Annotated in this window: 14 protein-coding genes; 13 read left to right on the top strand and 1 reads right to left on the bottom strand. The window is 59.7% G+C overall.

Annotated features, from left to right (window positions below; translation table 11 throughout):
* The first annotated feature begins 77 nt into the window (after positions 1-77).
* From flhA to folD, 9 genes are all read left to right on the top strand, one after another.
* Complete coding sequence (flhA, locus tag JNB85_RS04765; RefSeq protein WP_220333250.1) at positions 78-2,165, top strand: flagellar biosynthesis protein FlhA; 2,088 nt, start codon at positions 78-80, stop codon at positions 2,163-2,165.
* Entirely contained in the window at positions 2,162-2,914 is a 753-nt protein-coding gene (fliR, locus tag JNB85_RS04760; protein ID WP_220333249.1) for a flagellar biosynthetic protein FliR, read from the top strand. The genes flhA and fliR overlap by 4 nt, the downstream gene beginning before the upstream one ends.
* Before the next feature lie 5 nt (positions 2,915-2,919).
* Positions 2,920-3,330 carry a hypothetical protein gene (locus JNB85_RS04755; protein WP_220333248.1) on the top strand — a complete coding sequence of 137 codons (411 nt, stop codon included), beginning with the start codon at positions 2,920-2,922 and terminating at the stop codon, positions 3,328-3,330.
* Between the two features lie 34 nt (positions 3,331-3,364).
* Positions 3,365-3,931 (top strand): rod-binding protein, encoded by a 567-nt coding sequence (locus tag JNB85_RS04750; RefSeq protein ID WP_220333247.1) that lies wholly within the window; start codon positions 3,365-3,367, stop codon positions 3,929-3,931.
* Positions 3,932-3,942: 11 nt separating this feature from the next.
* Positions 3,943-4,308 (top strand): hypothetical protein, encoded by a 366-nt coding sequence (locus tag JNB85_RS04745; protein ID WP_183748990.1) that lies wholly within the window; start codon positions 3,943-3,945, stop codon positions 4,306-4,308.
* Positions 4,308-4,850, top strand: coding sequence for a hypothetical protein (locus tag JNB85_RS04740; protein ID WP_220333246.1), 543 nt, complete (start codon positions 4,308-4,310; stop codon positions 4,848-4,850). Before JNB85_RS04745 ends, JNB85_RS04740 begins: the two co-directional genes overlap by 1 nt.
* A 291-nt stretch (positions 4,851-5,141) precedes the next feature.
* Positions 5,142-5,990, top strand: a complete 849-nt coding sequence (locus tag JNB85_RS04735; protein WP_220333245.1) for a WecB/TagA/CpsF family glycosyltransferase — start codon at positions 5,142-5,144, stop codon at positions 5,988-5,990.
* Positions 5,991-6,111: 121 nt separating this feature from the next.
* Positions 6,112-7,890, top strand: coding sequence for a GumC domain-containing protein (locus JNB85_RS04730; protein WP_220333244.1), 1,779 nt, complete (start codon positions 6,112-6,114; stop codon positions 7,888-7,890).
* 116 nt (positions 7,891-8,006) lie between these two features.
* Positions 8,007-8,906 (top strand): bifunctional methylenetetrahydrofolate dehydrogenase/methenyltetrahydrofolate cyclohydrolase FolD, encoded by a 900-nt coding sequence (gene folD, locus JNB85_RS04725; RefSeq protein WP_220333243.1) that lies wholly within the window; start codon positions 8,007-8,009, stop codon positions 8,904-8,906.
* On the opposite strand, the gene JNB85_RS04720 is transcribed toward folD, so the two are convergent.
* Positions 8,907-9,932 (bottom strand): LacI family DNA-binding transcriptional regulator, encoded by a 1,026-nt coding sequence (locus tag JNB85_RS04720; RefSeq protein WP_220333242.1) that lies wholly within the window; start codon positions 9,930-9,932, stop codon positions 8,907-8,909. It abuts the gene before it with no gap.
* Between the two features lie 294 nt (positions 9,933-10,226).
* Between JNB85_RS04720 and JNB85_RS04715 the strand changes: the two genes are divergently transcribed.
* The 4 genes from JNB85_RS04715 to bglA all read left to right on the top strand — a co-directional run bounded on the left by JNB85_RS04715 (position 10,227) and on the right by bglA (position 15,628).
* The gene (locus JNB85_RS04715) at positions 10,227-11,588 is read left to right on the top strand and encodes an ABC transporter substrate-binding protein (protein WP_220333241.1); all 1,362 of its coding nucleotides are present in this window, start codon (positions 10,227-10,229) and stop codon (positions 11,586-11,588) included.
* A gap of 172 nt (positions 11,589-11,760) precedes the next feature.
* Positions 11,761-12,774, top strand: a complete 1,014-nt coding sequence (locus tag JNB85_RS04710) for a carbohydrate ABC transporter permease (protein ID WP_220333240.1) — start codon at positions 11,761-11,763, stop codon at positions 12,772-12,774.
* Position 12,775: 1 nt separating this feature from the next.
* Positions 12,776-13,939 (top strand): carbohydrate ABC transporter permease, encoded by a 1,164-nt coding sequence (locus tag JNB85_RS04705; RefSeq protein WP_220333239.1) that lies wholly within the window; start codon positions 12,776-12,778, stop codon positions 13,937-13,939.
* Between the two features lie 36 nt (positions 13,940-13,975).
* Positions 13,976-15,628 carry a beta-galactosidase BglA gene (bglA, locus tag JNB85_RS04700; protein ID WP_220333238.1) on the top strand — a complete coding sequence of 551 codons (1,653 nt, stop codon included), beginning with the start codon at positions 13,976-13,978 and terminating at the stop codon, positions 15,626-15,628.
* Positions 15,629-15,630 lie beyond the last annotated feature (2 nt).

Genomic DNA, 15,630 nt, shown 5'->3' with positions numbered 1-15,630 from the left:
AGCTTCGCCATTTAACTGTCGGTCCGAACTGGGCGGATTCTGATGTCCGCCTCCTCTCATGAAGAGACGGAATCGCTATGGCGCAACCACCTGCACTACCTCTTCCGAAAGTCGCTCCGAGCCTGCGTGATGTCGGCTTTGCCATGGGCATCATCGGCATCATCTGCATCCTTTTCCTGCCGATCCCGCCGTTCCTGATCGATATGGGACTGGCCTTCTCGATCGCCTTCTCGGTGCTGATCCTCATGGTCGCCCTGTGGATCCAGAAACCGCTCGATTTCTCGTCCTTCCCGACCATTCTTCTGATCGCGACGATGACGCGACTGGCGCTGAACATTGCGACGACGCGAGTCATCCTTTCGCACGGCAACGAGGGGCACGATGCTGCAGGCGGCGTCATTGCCGGCTTCGCAAGCCTGGTCATGTCCGGCGACTTCGTCATCGGTCTGATCGTCTTCCTGATCCTCATCACCATCAACTTCATCGTCATCACCAAGGGTGCCACGCGTATCGCGGAAGTCGGCGCGCGTTTCACCCTGGATGCCATCCCCGGCAAGCAGATGTCGATCGATGCCGATCTCTCTGCCGGTATCATCGACGAGAAGGAAGCCCAGCGCCGCCGTAGGGAACTGGAAGAAGAAAGCTCCTTCTTCGGTGCCATGGACGGTGCGTCGAAGTTCGTTCGCGGTGACGCGGTTGCGGGTCTTCTCATTACTGGTATCAACGTCTTCGGCGGCATCATCATCGGTTACTTCCGTCACGGGATGCCGATTGGCGAAGCGGCCGATGTCTTCGTCAAGCTGTCGGTCGGTGACGGCCTCGTCTCGCAGATGCCGGCCCTCATCGTTTCGCTCGCCGCAGGCCTGCTCGTCTCACGCGGCGGCACCACCGGCTCTACCGACCAGGCGGTCGTCAATCAGCTGAGCGGCTATCCCCGTGCGCTCTCCGTCTCCGCCGTGCTGATGCTCGTCCTGGCCCTGATGCCGGGCCTGCCGTTTGTCCCCTTCGTGATCCTCGGCAGTCTTCTCGCCTTCGGTGCCTGGTTCATCCCGCGTCAGGTCGAAGCGGAAAATAAGATCCGCCGCGAAGCTGAAGAAAAGAAGGTCGTCCAGAACAAGGAGCTCGAAAAGGACTCGGTCAAGTCAGTTCTCCGCACGTCAGAAATCGAGCTTGCTCTCGGCAAGATGGTCTCGACCCGCCTTCTGGGTGCCCATCAGGAGCTCGCCTTCCGCGTCGGCAAGATGCGCAAGAAGTTTGCGACCCAGTACGGCTTTGTCGTGCCGGAAATCAAGGTGACGGATGATATCGGCATTCCCGAAAAGTCCTACCAGATCCGCATCCACGGCACGACTGTCGCCTCCAACCTGCTGCGTGTCGGCGAAGTTCTCGTCGTCACCGGCGCCGGCCGCAAACCGAGCATTCCGGGCGACGAAATCCGCGAGCCCGCTTTCGGCATGCCGGCGGTTTCGATCCTCGAAAACTTTGCCGACGATCTGAAGCGTGAAGGCTTCCAGCCGATCGACAATGTCTCGGTCGTGCTGACGCATATGAGCGAGGTTATCAGAAACAATCTGCCGCAGCTTCTTTCTTATAAGGACGTGAAGATCCTGATCGATCGCCTCGACCCTGAATACAAGAAGCTCGCCGATGAAATCTGCTCGTCCCACATGTCCTATTCGGGTCTGCAGGCGGTGCTGAAACTGCTTCTTGCCGAGCGCGTCTCGATCCGCAACCTGCACCTCATCCTGGAAGCCGTCGCCGAACTTGCCCCGCATGTCAGGAAGACCGAACAGATCGTCGAACACGTCCGCATCCGCATGGCCCAGCAGCTTTGCGGCGACCTTGCCGACAACGGCGTGCTGCGCGTCCTGCGACTCGGCAGCAAATGGGACCTTGCCTTCCACCAGGCTCTCAAGCGCGATGCGAAGGGCGAAGTCGTCGAATTCGACATCGACCCGCGCACGCTGGAAGAGTTCAGCGAGCAGGCGACGAAGGTTATCCGTGAATTCATGGATAGAGGCCTGCCCTTCGCCCTTGTCACGTCACCCGAAACGCGCTCCTATGTCCGTATGATCATCGAGCGACTCTTCGCAACGCTTCCCGTCCTCTCGCATGTGGAACTGGCCAAGGGCATCGAAATCAAGATTTTGGGCTCGATTTCATGATTTCAGACCCGCAAGGGACAGTTCTGGCGCTGTTTCTGGTTTTCTGCCGGATCGGCGGCTGCGTGCTGACCCTTCCGGGTTTTTCTTCCGCCCGTGTGCCGGAGCAATTGCGCGTCTTCATTGCAGGCGCGCTTTCGCTTGCCGTACTGCCGGTGCTCTGGGACACGGTCTATCCGTCCGTTCACACCAGTTCCGGCACTTATATCGGCCTGATTTTCAGCGAATCGCTGATCGGTGTGATGTATGGCATGCTCGCTCGCCTCTATACGCTCGGCCTGCAGTTCGCGGCCTCTATCGTCTCCATGATGGTTGGTTACACGCAGCCGAGCACGACGGATGTCGTCGAAGACTCGGCCGAAATCAGCCTGACGGCCTTCATCATGATGACCGGCCTGATGGTTCTCTTCATCATGGATTTCCATCACATCGTCTTCCGCGCGCTGATCGATTCGTACACGACCATGCCTTTTGGCGGCCTGATGCAGATGCGCTCCACGCTCATCACTTTCACCGATACGCTGGAACAGACCACCTACATTATGCTGCGGCTTTCGAGCCCCTATCTGATTTATGGACTGATCTTCAATGTCTCGATCGGCTTCATCAACAAGCTCGCGCCGCAGATTCCGGTCTACTTCATCTCCACGCCTTATCTGCTGATGGGCGGCCTCTTCCTGCTCTATTTCTCGATCGCGGCAATGATCAGCCAGTTCGGCCAATCCTTCGCAGCACTATATGTGGGAAGGTGAGGGCGATGATCGAGAAGAAGCGCTCCGACAAGCTCAAGCGTCTGGTCGCGGTACAGCGGCATCTTGAAAAGATGGCGGAGTACGATCTCTCAGAGACCAGCCGCCAGCGCGCCGAAGTCAATGCAGCTATGGACGTCGCCATTCTTGCGCTGGGTTCGCTGGACCCTATCCATCGTGCTTTTTCGCAGAGTTATGCCGATCGATTCGGCAGGCTGAGCATCAAGGACCAGCAGTTGACCGGCATGCAGCAAGTGCATGAAATGCGTCTGACGCGCGAGCGCGCAAAAGGTGACCGGCTCGAAGAAAACAGGCTCGATGCCCTCCAGGCCGAGCGTCGCGAGGCAGATGACAATGCCGTCTACGACGTAATCGATCAGCAGTTCGCAACGCCAGCCTCCAGCAAGCTTCAAAAATAATAATCGCCACGATTTTACATTAGAGGATTGTAACGTGGCTATTTCACCCCCCAGCGATCTGGTGATGGATGTCGTCAAGGCGGCCGACCCTATGGAGGTCCAGGCTGCCCAGGAAAAGCTGAAGGCCAACCGCGCGGCCTTTGCTGCGACAAGCCTGGCCGACAGCGGCAACGGTTTTTCTTCCGCAGTCGACATTCTCGACCACGTCAAGCAGAAAAGCGGCCTGAACAATATCCAGAACCGCACCAGGACCGAGGAAGTACCGGAAACCTACCGGAAGTTCGAGGCCATGGTTCTGCAGAACTTCGTAAAATCCATGCTGCCGAGCGAGGCCGAGAATGTCTTCGGCAAGGGTGCAACGGGCGACATTTGGAAGGGTATGATGGCCGAGCAACTCGGTAACGTCATGGCCAAGGGCGACGGCATCGGCATTGCCAAGCAGATGTATGCCGAGCAGCTCCATCGCCAGGAGGGCAAGATCGTCAATGCTTCCACCGATGAAGACGATCGCAAGACCGCGATGAGCATGATCGATGAATTTCAGCGCAAGACTTTCGGGACTCCGACTGCCGACAATAAGTCCGCAACAAGCGACGCATGATCGAGGATAAAATGGAAATAGTTTCGAACGAATACAGGATCAAATCCGTTCTCGGGCGCCTCGAAATGATAATCGACAATGAGAACAACCGGATCGGCAGCGATCCGCAGTTCGATCTCAAGGTCTCCAATGCGCATAAGAGCCGATGCCTGTACGAGCTCTCGATGCTCTTTCGCGACACCGATCCGGCCGAACTTGCCGCTTCGCATCTGGACCAGCTTCACGGTCTGAAGAAGAAGCTGGTGCTGAACGCCCGCCGCGTCGAAGCGCATCTGGAGGCAGTTCGCGCCGTTGCCGATCTTCTGAAGAATGCCGTGCAGGATGCCGATGCTGACGGCACCTATTCCCAGGAACAGTTTGTCGCGCGGGATAACTGATGATCAAGCTTGTCCTCACAGGCGTCTGGGTCTGCGCCGTCACGCTGGCATCGGTCTATTTCTCGGTGAACATGGCGACTGCGCCGGCGCCGGCTGTTGCGGATACCAAGCAAAGCGCGCTCGAACTTGTGAAGGGCGAGACGATCACTGTGCCTGTCATCGGCAATGGTGCGGTCAACGGTTATTTCCTCGGCCGCATCTCCTTCATGATGCACAAGGATATGATCGCCGGTCTCAATCTCCCGATCACGGAGATGACGACCGATGAACTCTTCAGCCTGCTCGTCGGCAACAAGATGATCGACGTTTCCAACATCAAGACCTTCGATCCCGGGGCTTTCCGCGAGGAGATCAAGAAGGGTATGAACGAGCGTCTCGGCGGTGAATATGTAGCCGAAGTCATGCTGGAACAGCTCGATTATCTCTCGAAGGAAGACGTGAAGGAAAATTCGGGCGGCAAGCCGCAGAAGATCGGCGCGACGGTCAAGATCGTCGAGACCGCACCTGCATCCGAAACGCCGACGCCAGCCGCCGGTCACTGACCACCACGACCGACCATTTAGAAACGGTGCCGAAAGGCGCCGTTTCTGCGTTCTCGCCTTGGTTAATGAACCACTTATGCGCGCAGGAAAATTCAAGGATTTTTCCTAAGGGTTGTTTGAAACCGAGTTGATATAACGCCGGCACAAGCTTGGGAGGATGGCCGCCACGGGGCTGGGGGAGATCGCTTCAGGCAGGACGCTGCTGGTCCTCACACGACCTCCGCTGCGGAAACGTAGGGCTATATTTTCCGGGATGTCGGGCGCATGACGCACCCTCGGCAGGAGGTTGGAATGAATCTGATTGCAAACTTCGCGGTGCTTGCATCGCGGCGGACGATTTTCGATCTGCCGGTCTGCGATCTCGGCTGGGACGACGCGCTGGTTTTCATCAACGAACTGGCTTCCATTCCCGTCGGGCAGACCGTGGTTTGCTTCGTCAACGCCCACAATATGCTGACGGCCCTGCGAGACGATGAGTATTATCAGATTATGTCGCACAACCTCGTGCTGCCCGACGGTATCGGTCTCAATATCGCATCTCAGGTCACGCATGGTTCGCCGTTTCCCGCCAATCTGAACGGCACCGATTTCGTGCCGGCCTTCCTGACCTTCATGGAAACGCCGCGTCGTATCGGCCTTATCGGTGGCGCGCGCGCGGTCGTTGAGAAGGCGGCCGAGAACTTTTCCAAGCATGCGCCCTGGCACGAATTCTTCGTGATTTCCGACGGCTTTTTCGACAAGGCCGATGCCGAACCTGTTATCGCCGAGGTGGAGCGCCAGAAGCTCGATATCCTGATCGTCGGCATGGGCACGCCGCTGCAGGAAAAATGGGTCCACCAGAATATCCGCGCCGATCACGCGCGTCTCGTTCTGACGGTCGGTGCACTTTTCGATTTCGTTTCGGGCACTGTGCCACGCGCGCCGAAGACCGTGCGCATGATGCGTCTGGAATGGGCCTACCGCCTGGTACAGGAGCCGGCGCGCCTCTGGCGCCGCTATATTCTCGGTATTCCGGTCTTCCTCTTCCGGGTCTTCCAGTATCGCTTCAGCCGGCGCGCACGCATTCTCAGTCAGCCGGTTGAACGGGCGCACGTCGCGGACGAACAGAAGAGAATCGAGCAGATGAAGAAAGCCGGCTGATTACAGATTTCTGCAGGTTCAGGTTAACCATTTCTTTGCCATGTATATTTAGAGTAGCTTAATCTTCCGCGTCAGCGCGGTTGAGCGAACTCGGCCATCATGCGCATGAGATGTGACGCCAATGCACGATTCCAGGGCGAAAAGCAGTTTCCATAATCGCGCAACCAGATCTTCGCGCGGCCAGCGGCAAAGTCATGCCGAAAAGAACACCCATCTGCCGGAGATCCTTCCTTCCGAAGCCGAACTGCTGCGCGCCATAGGCCGGTTGCTCGACGAACAGCGTGCGAAGGCGCGGCAGACTGAACCGCTGGTGGACCGGATCGAGACGATCCTAGGCTCGCGCCTTCAGGCTGCAAACGATATCGCTTCCGCTTCCGCACCTGAACCCTCTCGTCCCGCGCTGGAGCCAAGGACGCAATTCGTCCAAGTTCACCGCGTCGCCCCCGTTGAAAAAGCACCCATTTTGCCGGTTTCAGGCGAAATACGGCGTCCGAACTGGAGCAGAAGCGCTCTCGTCGTGGCTGCTCTCTCGTTTGGCGGCGCTGCCACCCCTATCCTGATGCCATCCTCACCCGCGCTTTACACCGCGGAAACGACGCTTGCCGTGGATACAGGCGCAGACAACCGGGCTGCACTCGTTGGGGATACTGTCAAAAGGCTCTTATCGGTACCTGTCATCACCTCTGCCGTTGCGGCACTGAAGCTGGACCGCGATCCGGAATTTGCCGGTAACAGCGCCAATGCGCTTGGTATCGCCTTCGATCTTCTCTCCGGCAGCGGGGCTGCCGCCGATCCGGCATCGCGCGCAGAGGCCGCACTGAAATCTGCCTTGGCGATTATTCCCGACGGTCGCGCTGGCACGATCCGTCTGATGGTAACGACAGGCGATGGCAACAAATCGACACGCATCGCCATGCGACTGTCCGATGCGGTGACCGGCGGCAGCGCCGCGGGCAAGGCGGCCGAGACGGCCACTGCCCTGAAGAAGGAAAATGATCAGGCTCAGGCAGAGCTCATAGCCTTCGGCCAGAAGAACGGCGAGGGCAATGTCAAGGTCGCGACGCAGCTGCAGCGCCAGATCGCCGGGCTCGATAGCGATCTGAAGAATGCCGACGACAATATCCTGACCGCCAAGGAACAGGCCGACAAGCTGAAGGCGGCCAAGCTCGCCGATGTGCTGGAAGGCTCGCTCGCCCCGGATATGATCTCGCCCACCCTACAGGATCTGCGCGACAGATACGCGCTCGCCAAGACCGCACTCGCGCAGCTTTCGGCAGATCTAGGACCGCGCCATCCGCGCCTGCTCCAGCAGCAGTCCGAGGTCGACGGTCTGAAGGACAGCATCGGCAAGGAGCTGATGCGCCTCGCTCAGAATGCAAATGCAGCAGCCAAGGCTGCCGTCGATGCGCGCAGGCAGCTCAGTGACCGCCGCAACGCGCTGATTGCCCAGAGTCGCGACACTGGCGTCGATCTCGCCAAGCTGACCGAATTGCGGGAAAAGGCATCTGCCGCCCGCTCGCGCCTGGAAGAGGAAGTTTCCACGACAGGTGCTATCGGCGATGGCAGGGTTTCGGTTCGCAAGCCTGCTCTCGTGCTGCCTGTTTCCGGCGACAGCAATTTCGGGTTCAACGCCTTGATTGGCGGCCTTACCGGTTTGGCGGCAGGCCTCGGCCTCGCCTTCGTGCCGCGTTTCTTCCGGCGGCAGCCCGAACGGACGCCGGTCGCAGTTCCCGTTCAGGCTCCAATTCTCGCCCCTGTGGCCGAACTTGTGCAGGTCCCGGCGTTGACGCAGGTAGCAGAGCCGGCACTCGTCCCGCAGGCGGCGGGCGAGGTCGATGCACTGCGCTCGCAGATCGCCAGCCGGCGCGATCGCTTTCACGCCCACCAGGTCTCGCGGTAAGCGCACGCCCGCAGATTGCCCTTGCATTTGCCGTTTTTAAACGGGATAGGGCGTTATCGGGAGATCATTCCCGCAGCGGGCGAATAGACTGGCGCGAAATTGGGCGGAGAAGACGCGTGACGACAGTAATCGATGGCAAGCAGGTTGCCGCATCCGTAATCGAAACCGTGAAATCGGCTAATGCTGCGCTGGAAGCCGCCAAGGGCGTCCGGACCGGCCTTGCGGTCATCATCGTCGGCGACGATCCGGCGAGCCACACCTATGTCAGCTCCAAGAGCCGCATGGCCAAGGAATGCGGCTTCAAGTCCGTCCAGCACACGCTGCCGGTCGAGACGACGCAGGAGGAGCTTGCAGCGCTCGTCGCCTCGCTCAACGCCGATCCCTCGATCCATGGTATTCTCGTGCAGCTGCCGCTGCCCAAACATCTCGACAGCGAGCCGATCATCCAATCGATCCTGCCGGAGAAGGATGTCGATGGCCTGAGCGTCGTCAATGCCGGCAAGCTTGCGACCGGCGACCTGAAGACCGGCCTCGTTTCCTGCACGCCGGCCGGCGCCATGGTGTTCGTCCGCCGCACCCATGGCGAGGATCTCTCCGGCCTCAACGCTGTCGTCATCGGCCGCTCCAATCTGTTCGGCAAGCCGATGGCGCAGCTTCTGCTGAATGCCAATGCAACGGTCACCATTGCCCATTCGCGCACCAAGGATCTCGCCGGCATCTGCCGCAATGCCGATATTCTGGTGGCCGCCGTCGGCCGTCCGGAAATGGTCAGGGCCGATTGGGTGAAGGCCGGCGCCACCGTCATCGATGTCGGCATCAACCGCATCGCCGCCCCCGAGCGCGGCGAGGGCAAGACCCGCCTCGTCGGCGATGTCGCCTTTGCCGAGGTTTCTCCGGTTGCTGCCGTCATCACCCCGGTTCCCGGCGGCGTCGGCCCGATGACCATTGCCATGCTGATGGCCAATACCGTGATTGCCGCCCATCGTTCGGCAGGACTGACGCCGCCGGTGTTCTGATCAACTCTGCGGGACGGGGCCTGTCGAGGCCCTGACGATCAGCTCGGTCTTCCAGAGTTCCTGCTCGGGGAAGGGCCCCACCTGCTTGACCGTGCCGATGAGCCGCTGCGCGATGCGCACGCCGGCGGCCCGCAGTGACGAACGCGTCGTCGTCAGCGGCACGGAGAAATTTTCCGGCTTCAGGAGCGGTAGCACGTCGTCATGGGCGATCAGCGAAATATCCTCGCCGAGTTTCAACCCGACCTGATTGACGGCTCGGATTGCGCCAAGAGCCAGAACCGTGCTGGAGCATAAAATCGCGGTTGGCCGATCTGGAAGCTGCAGGAAACGCTCCATGGCGATCAGCCCTTCCTCGTCGGTCATGACCGTATGGCTCGTGCAGTCGTCCGCCAGCTCCAACCCGCGTTCGCCGAGCGCCGCAATGAGGCCGTTCCTGCGGCGAATGGCGAAATCGAGATGCGCCGGCCCGTTCATCAGCGCAAAGCGCGTATGGCCAAGCTGCAGGAGAAGTCTCGCGGCGTCGTAGAAAGCCGCCTCGTTGTCGATGTCGAGATAGGGATAGTCCGGCTCCGAACCGAAGGAGCGCCCGTGTACAACGAAGGGCATGGAAAGCGATTTCAGCATGGCGAGCCGCGGGTCATGGCCGCGCATATAAGCCACGAAGAGCGCATCCACATTGCCGCTGATTGCCAGGCGCCGCAGTGCTGCGACCTCATCGTCGGGGTCCGCCGGCATGATGACGAAGTGAAAGTCGTGGCGCACCGCTTCCTCGCCGAGACCGGCCAGGAATTCTCCGAAATGCACGTCCGACTGATGACCGGGCGCTGTCGGCATCACGAGGCCAATCGAACCGGCCTTGCCGGTGGCAAGTCGCTGGGCGGCCTTGTTCGGCCGGTATCCGGTTTCCTTGACTGCCCGGAGCACGCGCTCCCGGGTCGCCTCGTTGACTTCGGGATAGCCGTTCAGCGCGCGGCTCACAGTTGTCTGCGAAAGCCCCAGCAATTCCGATAGCTGTTTGAGATTCACCTGCTATGCTTCCTCCCGGCCTGCCCTGTGGCCGTCAATAGTGGCCGCCGCCTCCCAATGGCTTCCAAAGCGCTTTCAAATATGTAGCATCTGCTGCGCTTGACTCAAGAAAAATCGCTCCATATTCGACACTGAGCCTTGCAGCAACGCGAGATAGCAGCTGTATTCCCGCTGTATTCGCAAAATGGCTTGACTTCATTCTGCCGAAAGTGAATGAGTTGCGTTGTCAAAGCGCTTTGAGATTTCCTTTGAATGAAATTCTGCGCTATCGGATTGTGATGGGAGGTTGATCACATGAAAAAGTCATTCTTGATGGGCGTTGCACTTGCGGCGCTTTTGGGCGGCGCCGCGTCGGCCGCAGATCTGAAATTCCCGCCGGGCCAGGACGCCAAGTTCAACTGGAAGAGCTATGACGACTTCAAGTCTGCCCATGCCGATTTGAAGGGGCAGCCGCTGACGATCTTCGGCCCCTGGCGCGGTGAAGACGAAGCCTTCTTCCAGAGCATTCTCGCTTACTTCGTCGAGGCGACAGGCATCGATGCCAAGTATTCCTCCTCTGAAAACTATGAGCAGCAGATCGTCATCGATACGCAGGCAGGCTCCCCGCCGAATATCGCGATCCTGCCGCAGCCGGGCCTTCTCGCCGATCTCGCCGGCAAGGGCTATCTGACGCCGCTCGGCGACGATACGTCCAAGTGGGTCAAGGACAATTACGGCGCTGGCGATAGCTGGGTCGGCTACGGTACCTACAAGGGCAAGGACGGCAAGGAAGCCTTCTATGCTTTCCCTTATAAGGCCGACGTGAAGTCGCTCGTCTGGTATGTGCCGGAAAACTTCCAGGAAGCGGGCTACAAGGTCCCCACATCAATGGAAGAGCTGCACGCCCTGACCGACCAGATTGTCAAGGACGGCGGCGTTCCGTGGTGCATCGGTCTGGGTTCGGGTGGCGCGACCGGCTGGCCGGCAACCGACTGGGTCGAGGATATCATGCTTCGCATGCAGAAGCCTGATGTCTACGACAAGTGGACCACCAACGAAGTGAAGTTCACCGATCCGGCCGTCGTCGCTGCTATCGACGAATTCGGCAAGTTCGCAAAGAACGAAAAGTATGTCGACGGTGGCGTTGCAGCCGTTGCTTCGACCGACTTCCGCGACAGCCCGAAGGGCCTCTTCGCCGTTCCACCGAAGTGCTACCTGCACCACCAGGCTTCGTTCATCCCGTCCTTTTTCCCTGAAGGCACGAAGCTCGGCACCGATGCCGACTTCTTCTACATGCCGACCTATGCGGCACATGCCGATCTCGGCAAGCCGGTTCTGGGTGCAGGCACGCTCGTTACCATCGCCAAGGATTCTCCGACGGCTCGCGCCTTCATCGACTTCCTGAAGACGCCAGTTGCTCATGAGCTCTGGATGGCTCAGTCGAGCTTCCTGACCCCCTACAAGGGCGTCAACGTCGATGCTTATGCCAATGACCAGATGAAGAAGGAAGGCGAGATCCTGACCTCGGCTACCACCTTCCGCTTCGACGGTTCTGATCTGATGCCCGGCAAGATCGGCGCTGGCGCCTTCTGGACCGGCATGGTCGATTTCGTCGGCGGCAAGTCCGCTCAGGACGCCGCAGCCGAAATCCAGAGCGCCTGGGACGGCATCAAGTAATCTCCTGACAATTCATGCCGCCGGGTGACCGGCGGCATCACCGGAATGAGCGGCCGGGTTTCCAGAGGGGGAGCCCGGTCAAGCCGGATGTTGTGATCAAACACATCAGCTCTATTGAAGATATCCGGCGTTAACCCTTCAGAATAAGACAGGGAAGCAGGGGAGGGACGAAATGCTGTCGCAGATAGTGTCCGCTTTGGGCGTCGTGGTCGTCGCCGTTTTCGCATGCTCGGCCTATTTCTTTTTCTCGAACAAGATCCTCGATCTCGCCTTGCCGGTGCGGGACGGTGATATCCGTCAGGCCTCGCGCAATCTGAACCGGCGCGCAATGATCCGCCCCTGGCTGTTCCTCTTCCCGGCGCTCTTCCTGTTGATCGTCTATCTCGTCTATCCTGTCGTCGCGACCTTCATCCTGTCCTTCTACGACAGGTCGGGCAACGAGTTCGTCGGCACGACGAACTACCTGTGGGCCTTGAACGACCGCGAATTCCGCCAGTCGATCTTCAACAACATTCTATGGCTTGCCGTCGTGCCGGCCGCCTGCACCTTCTTCGGCCTTGTCATCGCCGTCATGACCGACCGCATCTGGTGGGGCAATATCGCCAAGAGCATCGTCTTCATGCCGATGGCGATCTCCTTCGTCGGCGCTTCCGTGATCTGGAAATTCATCTACGAATACCGCGGCGGCAACGATGTGCAGATCGGCCTTCTGAACGCCATCGTGCAGACTTTCGGCGGCACGCCGCAGGTTTGGATCTCCGTTCCCTTCTGGAACAACTTCTTCCTGATGGTGATCCTGATCTGGATCCAGACCGGTTTTGCCATGGTTATCCTTTCGGCCGCATTGCGCGGCATCCCGGAAGAGACGATCGAGGCTGCTGTCATCGACGGCGCCAATGGCTGGCAGATCTTCTGGCGCATCATGGTGCCGCAGATATGGGGCACGATCGCCGTCGTCTGGACGACGATCACCATCCTTGTTCTCAAGGTTTTCGATATCGTGCTCACCATGACCAACGGCCAATGGCAGACCATGGTGCTGGCGAACCTGATGTTCAACTGGTTGTTCCGCGGCGGCGGCGATTCCGGCCGAAGTGCTGTCATCGCCATCATCATCATGCTCGCCGTCACGCCGATCATGGTGTGGAACGTGCGCCGCGCCAACGCTGAATTGAAGGGGCGCTGAGATGACGACCGCTGCACGCTACTTCAAGATCGGCCCCGCCCGTCTTTTCGTCCACTTCTGCGTTCTCGTCATCGTCATTGTCTGGCTGGTGCCGACCCTCGGCATCTTCGTCAGCGCGCTCCGCGACAGGGACCAGATCACCGTTTCCGGCTGGTGGACTGCCTTCGTCGGATCCACGCAGACGGTGGCCGCACGCCTCGGCACGCCCGACCAGCAGAAGCAGGAGGGTGATATCTACGTCATCACGGGCAATGTGCTGGCCGATCAGCCGGGCCGCTCAGTGAAAGCCTTCGGCGTGCGTGTGCAGCAGCCCTCGGCCTTCGACGCCGGTCAGACTGCCGATCTCGGCGACGGCGAAAGCCTGCTCGTCAACAGCGACGGCAGCTACCGCTACATGAAGAACGCCGCCTTCGGGGCCGATGAACGTCCGCGGCGCATCTATGTCGCGGCATCGGCTCCGCCGGAATTCACGCTGGCAAACTACAAGACCGTCCTGACGAGCGAGGGCATCGGCCAGTCCTTCATCAATTCGCTGACGGTGACCATTCCGGCGACCATCATCCCGATCCTGATCGCTGCCTTCGCCGCCTATGCGCTGAGCTGGATGGAGTTTCCGGGCCGCGCGCTGCTGATTGCACTGGTCGTCGGCCTCATCGTCGTACCGCTGCAGATGTCGCTCATCCCGCTGCTCCGTCTTTACAACGAGATCGGCACCGCGATCGGCCAGCCGTCGAAGACCTATCCCGGCATCTGGCTGGCGCATACCGCCTTCGGCATGCCGCTCGCCATCTATCTCCTGCGGGCCTATATCGCCGGCCTGCCCAAGGAGATCATCGAATCCGCGCGCGTCGATGGCGCGAGCGACTTCGAGATCTTCACTCGCATCGTTTTGCCTCTGTCCTTCCCCGCGCTCGCCTCCTTCGCGATCTTCCAGTTCCTGTGGGTGTGGAACGACCTGCTCGTCGCCATGGTCTTCCTCGGCACCGACAAGGACCACCTCGTGCTGACGGGAGCGCTGAATGCGCTGCTCGGTTCGCGCGGCGGCAACTGGGAAATCCTGACGGCGTCAGCCTTCGTCACCATCATCATACCGCTGCTCGTCTTCTTTTCGCTGCAGCGCTATCTGGTGCGCGGCCTGCTGGCGGGGTCGGTCAAAGGAGGCTGATTCCATCCCAAGACGTAATTTCAAACAGGATATTCCATGAGTATGGCTTCCCAATCCCTTCTGACCGCCGACAAGGACTGGTGGCGCGGCGCGGTGATCTATCAGATCTATCCGCGCTCCTACCAGGATTCGAATGGCGACGGCATCGGCGACCTCAAGGGAATTACCGCCCGCTTGCCGCATATCGCAAGCCTTGGTGCCGACGCCATCTGGATTTCGCCCTTCTTCACCTCGCCCATGCGCGATTTCGGTTACGACGTTTCCGACTACGAAAACGTCGATGCCATCTTCGGTACGCTAATCGATTTCGACACGCTGATAGCGGAAGCCCACCGTCTCGGCATCAAGGTGATGATCGATCTGGTCATCTCGCATTCTTCCGACCAGCACCCGTGGTTTGTCGAAAGCCGCACGAGCAAGACCAATGCCAAGGCAGACTGGTATGTCTGGGCCGATGCCAAGCCTGACGGTACGCCGCCGAACAACTGGCTCTCGATCTTCGGCGGTTCCGCGTGGGCGTGGGATCCGACGCGCATGCAATATTACATGCACAACTTCCTGACCTCGCAGCCGGATATGAACCTGCACAATCCGGAAGTTCAGGACCGCCTGCTTGATGTCGTCCGTTTCTGGCTGAAGCGCGGTGTCGACGGCTTCCGCCTCGACACGATCAACTTCTATTTCCACGACAAGCTGTTGCGCGACAATCCGGCGCTTGCTCCGGAACGCCGCAACGCGTCGACTGCACCTGCCGTGAACCCCTATAACTTCCAGGAGCACCTTTACGACAAGAACCGCCCGGAAAATCTCGAATTCCTGAAGCGTTTCCGTGCGGTGCTGGAAGAGTTTCCTGCCATTGCCGCCGTCGGCGAAGTGGGCGACAGCCAGCGTGGCCTCGAAATCGTCGGCGAATACACCTCCGGCAATGACAAGATGCACATGTGTTACGCCTTCGAATTCCTGGCGCCCGATCCGCTGACGCCTGAGCGTGTCGAGGAAGTTATGAAGGATTTTGGCGCCGCGGCTCCCGATGGCTGGGCCTGCTGGGCTTTCTCGAACCATGACGTCATGCGCCATGTCAGCCGCTGGGGTTCGCTGGTCGCCGACCACGACGCCTTTGCCAAGCTCTATGCCTCGCTGCTGATGACCCTGCGCGGTTCGGTCTGCCTCTATCAGGGTGAGGAGCTGGCGCTGACCGAAGCCGATCTTGCCTATCAGGACCTGCAGGATCCCTACGGTATCCAGTTCTGGCCGGAGTTCAAGGGACGCGATGGTTGCCGCACGCCGATGGTCTGGGACAGCCAGGTTGCCCAGGGCGGCTTCTCGACGGTAAAACCCTGGCTGCCGGTGCCGGTCGAGCACATCCTGCGTGCCGTCAGCGTGCAGCAGGGCGACGAGAATTCCGTACTGGAGCACTACCGCCGCTTCATCGCCTTCCGTAAGCAGCATCCGGCTTTCGCCAAGGGCGAGATTGAGTTCGAGGATCCGCAGGGCGATGCGCTGATCTTCACGCGCGAATACGGCAATGAGACGCTGCTCTGCATCTTCAACATGGGGCCGGCAGAAACCAATGTCACCCTGCCGGCAGGCGAGTGGCAGGCTTTGACGGGGCATGGCTTTAACAGCAACAACTACGGCGACAGGATCGATATTCCGGCCTGGGGGGCGTATTTCGCCCGTCTCGCTTAAGG

Source organism: Rhizobium mesosinicum, assembly GCF_019511345.1.
GTDB lineage: Bacteria > Pseudomonadota > Alphaproteobacteria > Rhizobiales > Rhizobiaceae > Rhizobium > Rhizobium mesosinicum.
The sequence above is the reverse complement of the archived record's forward strand: the minus strand, read 5'-3'. Positions and strand labels throughout refer to the sequence as shown.

Coding starts and splice junctions, on each gene's coding strand:
- flhA (WP_220333250.1), top strand. CDS start 78: ATGGCGCAACCACCTGCACTACCTCTTCCGAAAGTCGCTCCGAGCCTG.
- fliR (WP_220333249.1), top strand. CDS start 2,162: ATGATTTCAGACCCGCAAGGGACAGTTCTGGCGCTGTTTCTGGTTTTC.
- JNB85_RS04755 (WP_220333248.1), top strand. CDS start 2,920: ATGATCGAGAAGAAGCGCTCCGACAAGCTCAAGCGTCTGGTCGCGGTA.
- JNB85_RS04745 (WP_183748990.1), top strand. CDS start 3,943: ATGGAAATAGTTTCGAACGAATACAGGATCAAATCCGTTCTCGGGCGC.
- JNB85_RS04740 (WP_220333246.1), top strand. CDS start 4,308: ATGATCAAGCTTGTCCTCACAGGCGTCTGGGTCTGCGCCGTCACGCTG.
- JNB85_RS04735 (WP_220333245.1), top strand. CDS start 5,142: ATGAATCTGATTGCAAACTTCGCGGTGCTTGCATCGCGGCGGACGATT.
- JNB85_RS04730 (WP_220333244.1), top strand. CDS start 6,112: ATGCACGATTCCAGGGCGAAAAGCAGTTTCCATAATCGCGCAACCAGA.
- JNB85_RS04715 (WP_220333241.1), top strand. CDS start 10,227: ATGAAAAAGTCATTCTTGATGGGCGTTGCACTTGCGGCGCTTTTGGGC.
- JNB85_RS04710 (WP_220333240.1), top strand. CDS start 11,761: ATGCTGTCGCAGATAGTGTCCGCTTTGGGCGTCGTGGTCGTCGCCGTT.
- JNB85_RS04705 (WP_220333239.1), top strand. CDS start 12,776: ATGACGACCGCTGCACGCTACTTCAAGATCGGCCCCGCCCGTCTTTTC.
- bglA (WP_220333238.1), top strand. CDS start 13,976: ATGAGTATGGCTTCCCAATCCCTTCTGACCGCCGACAAGGACTGGTGG.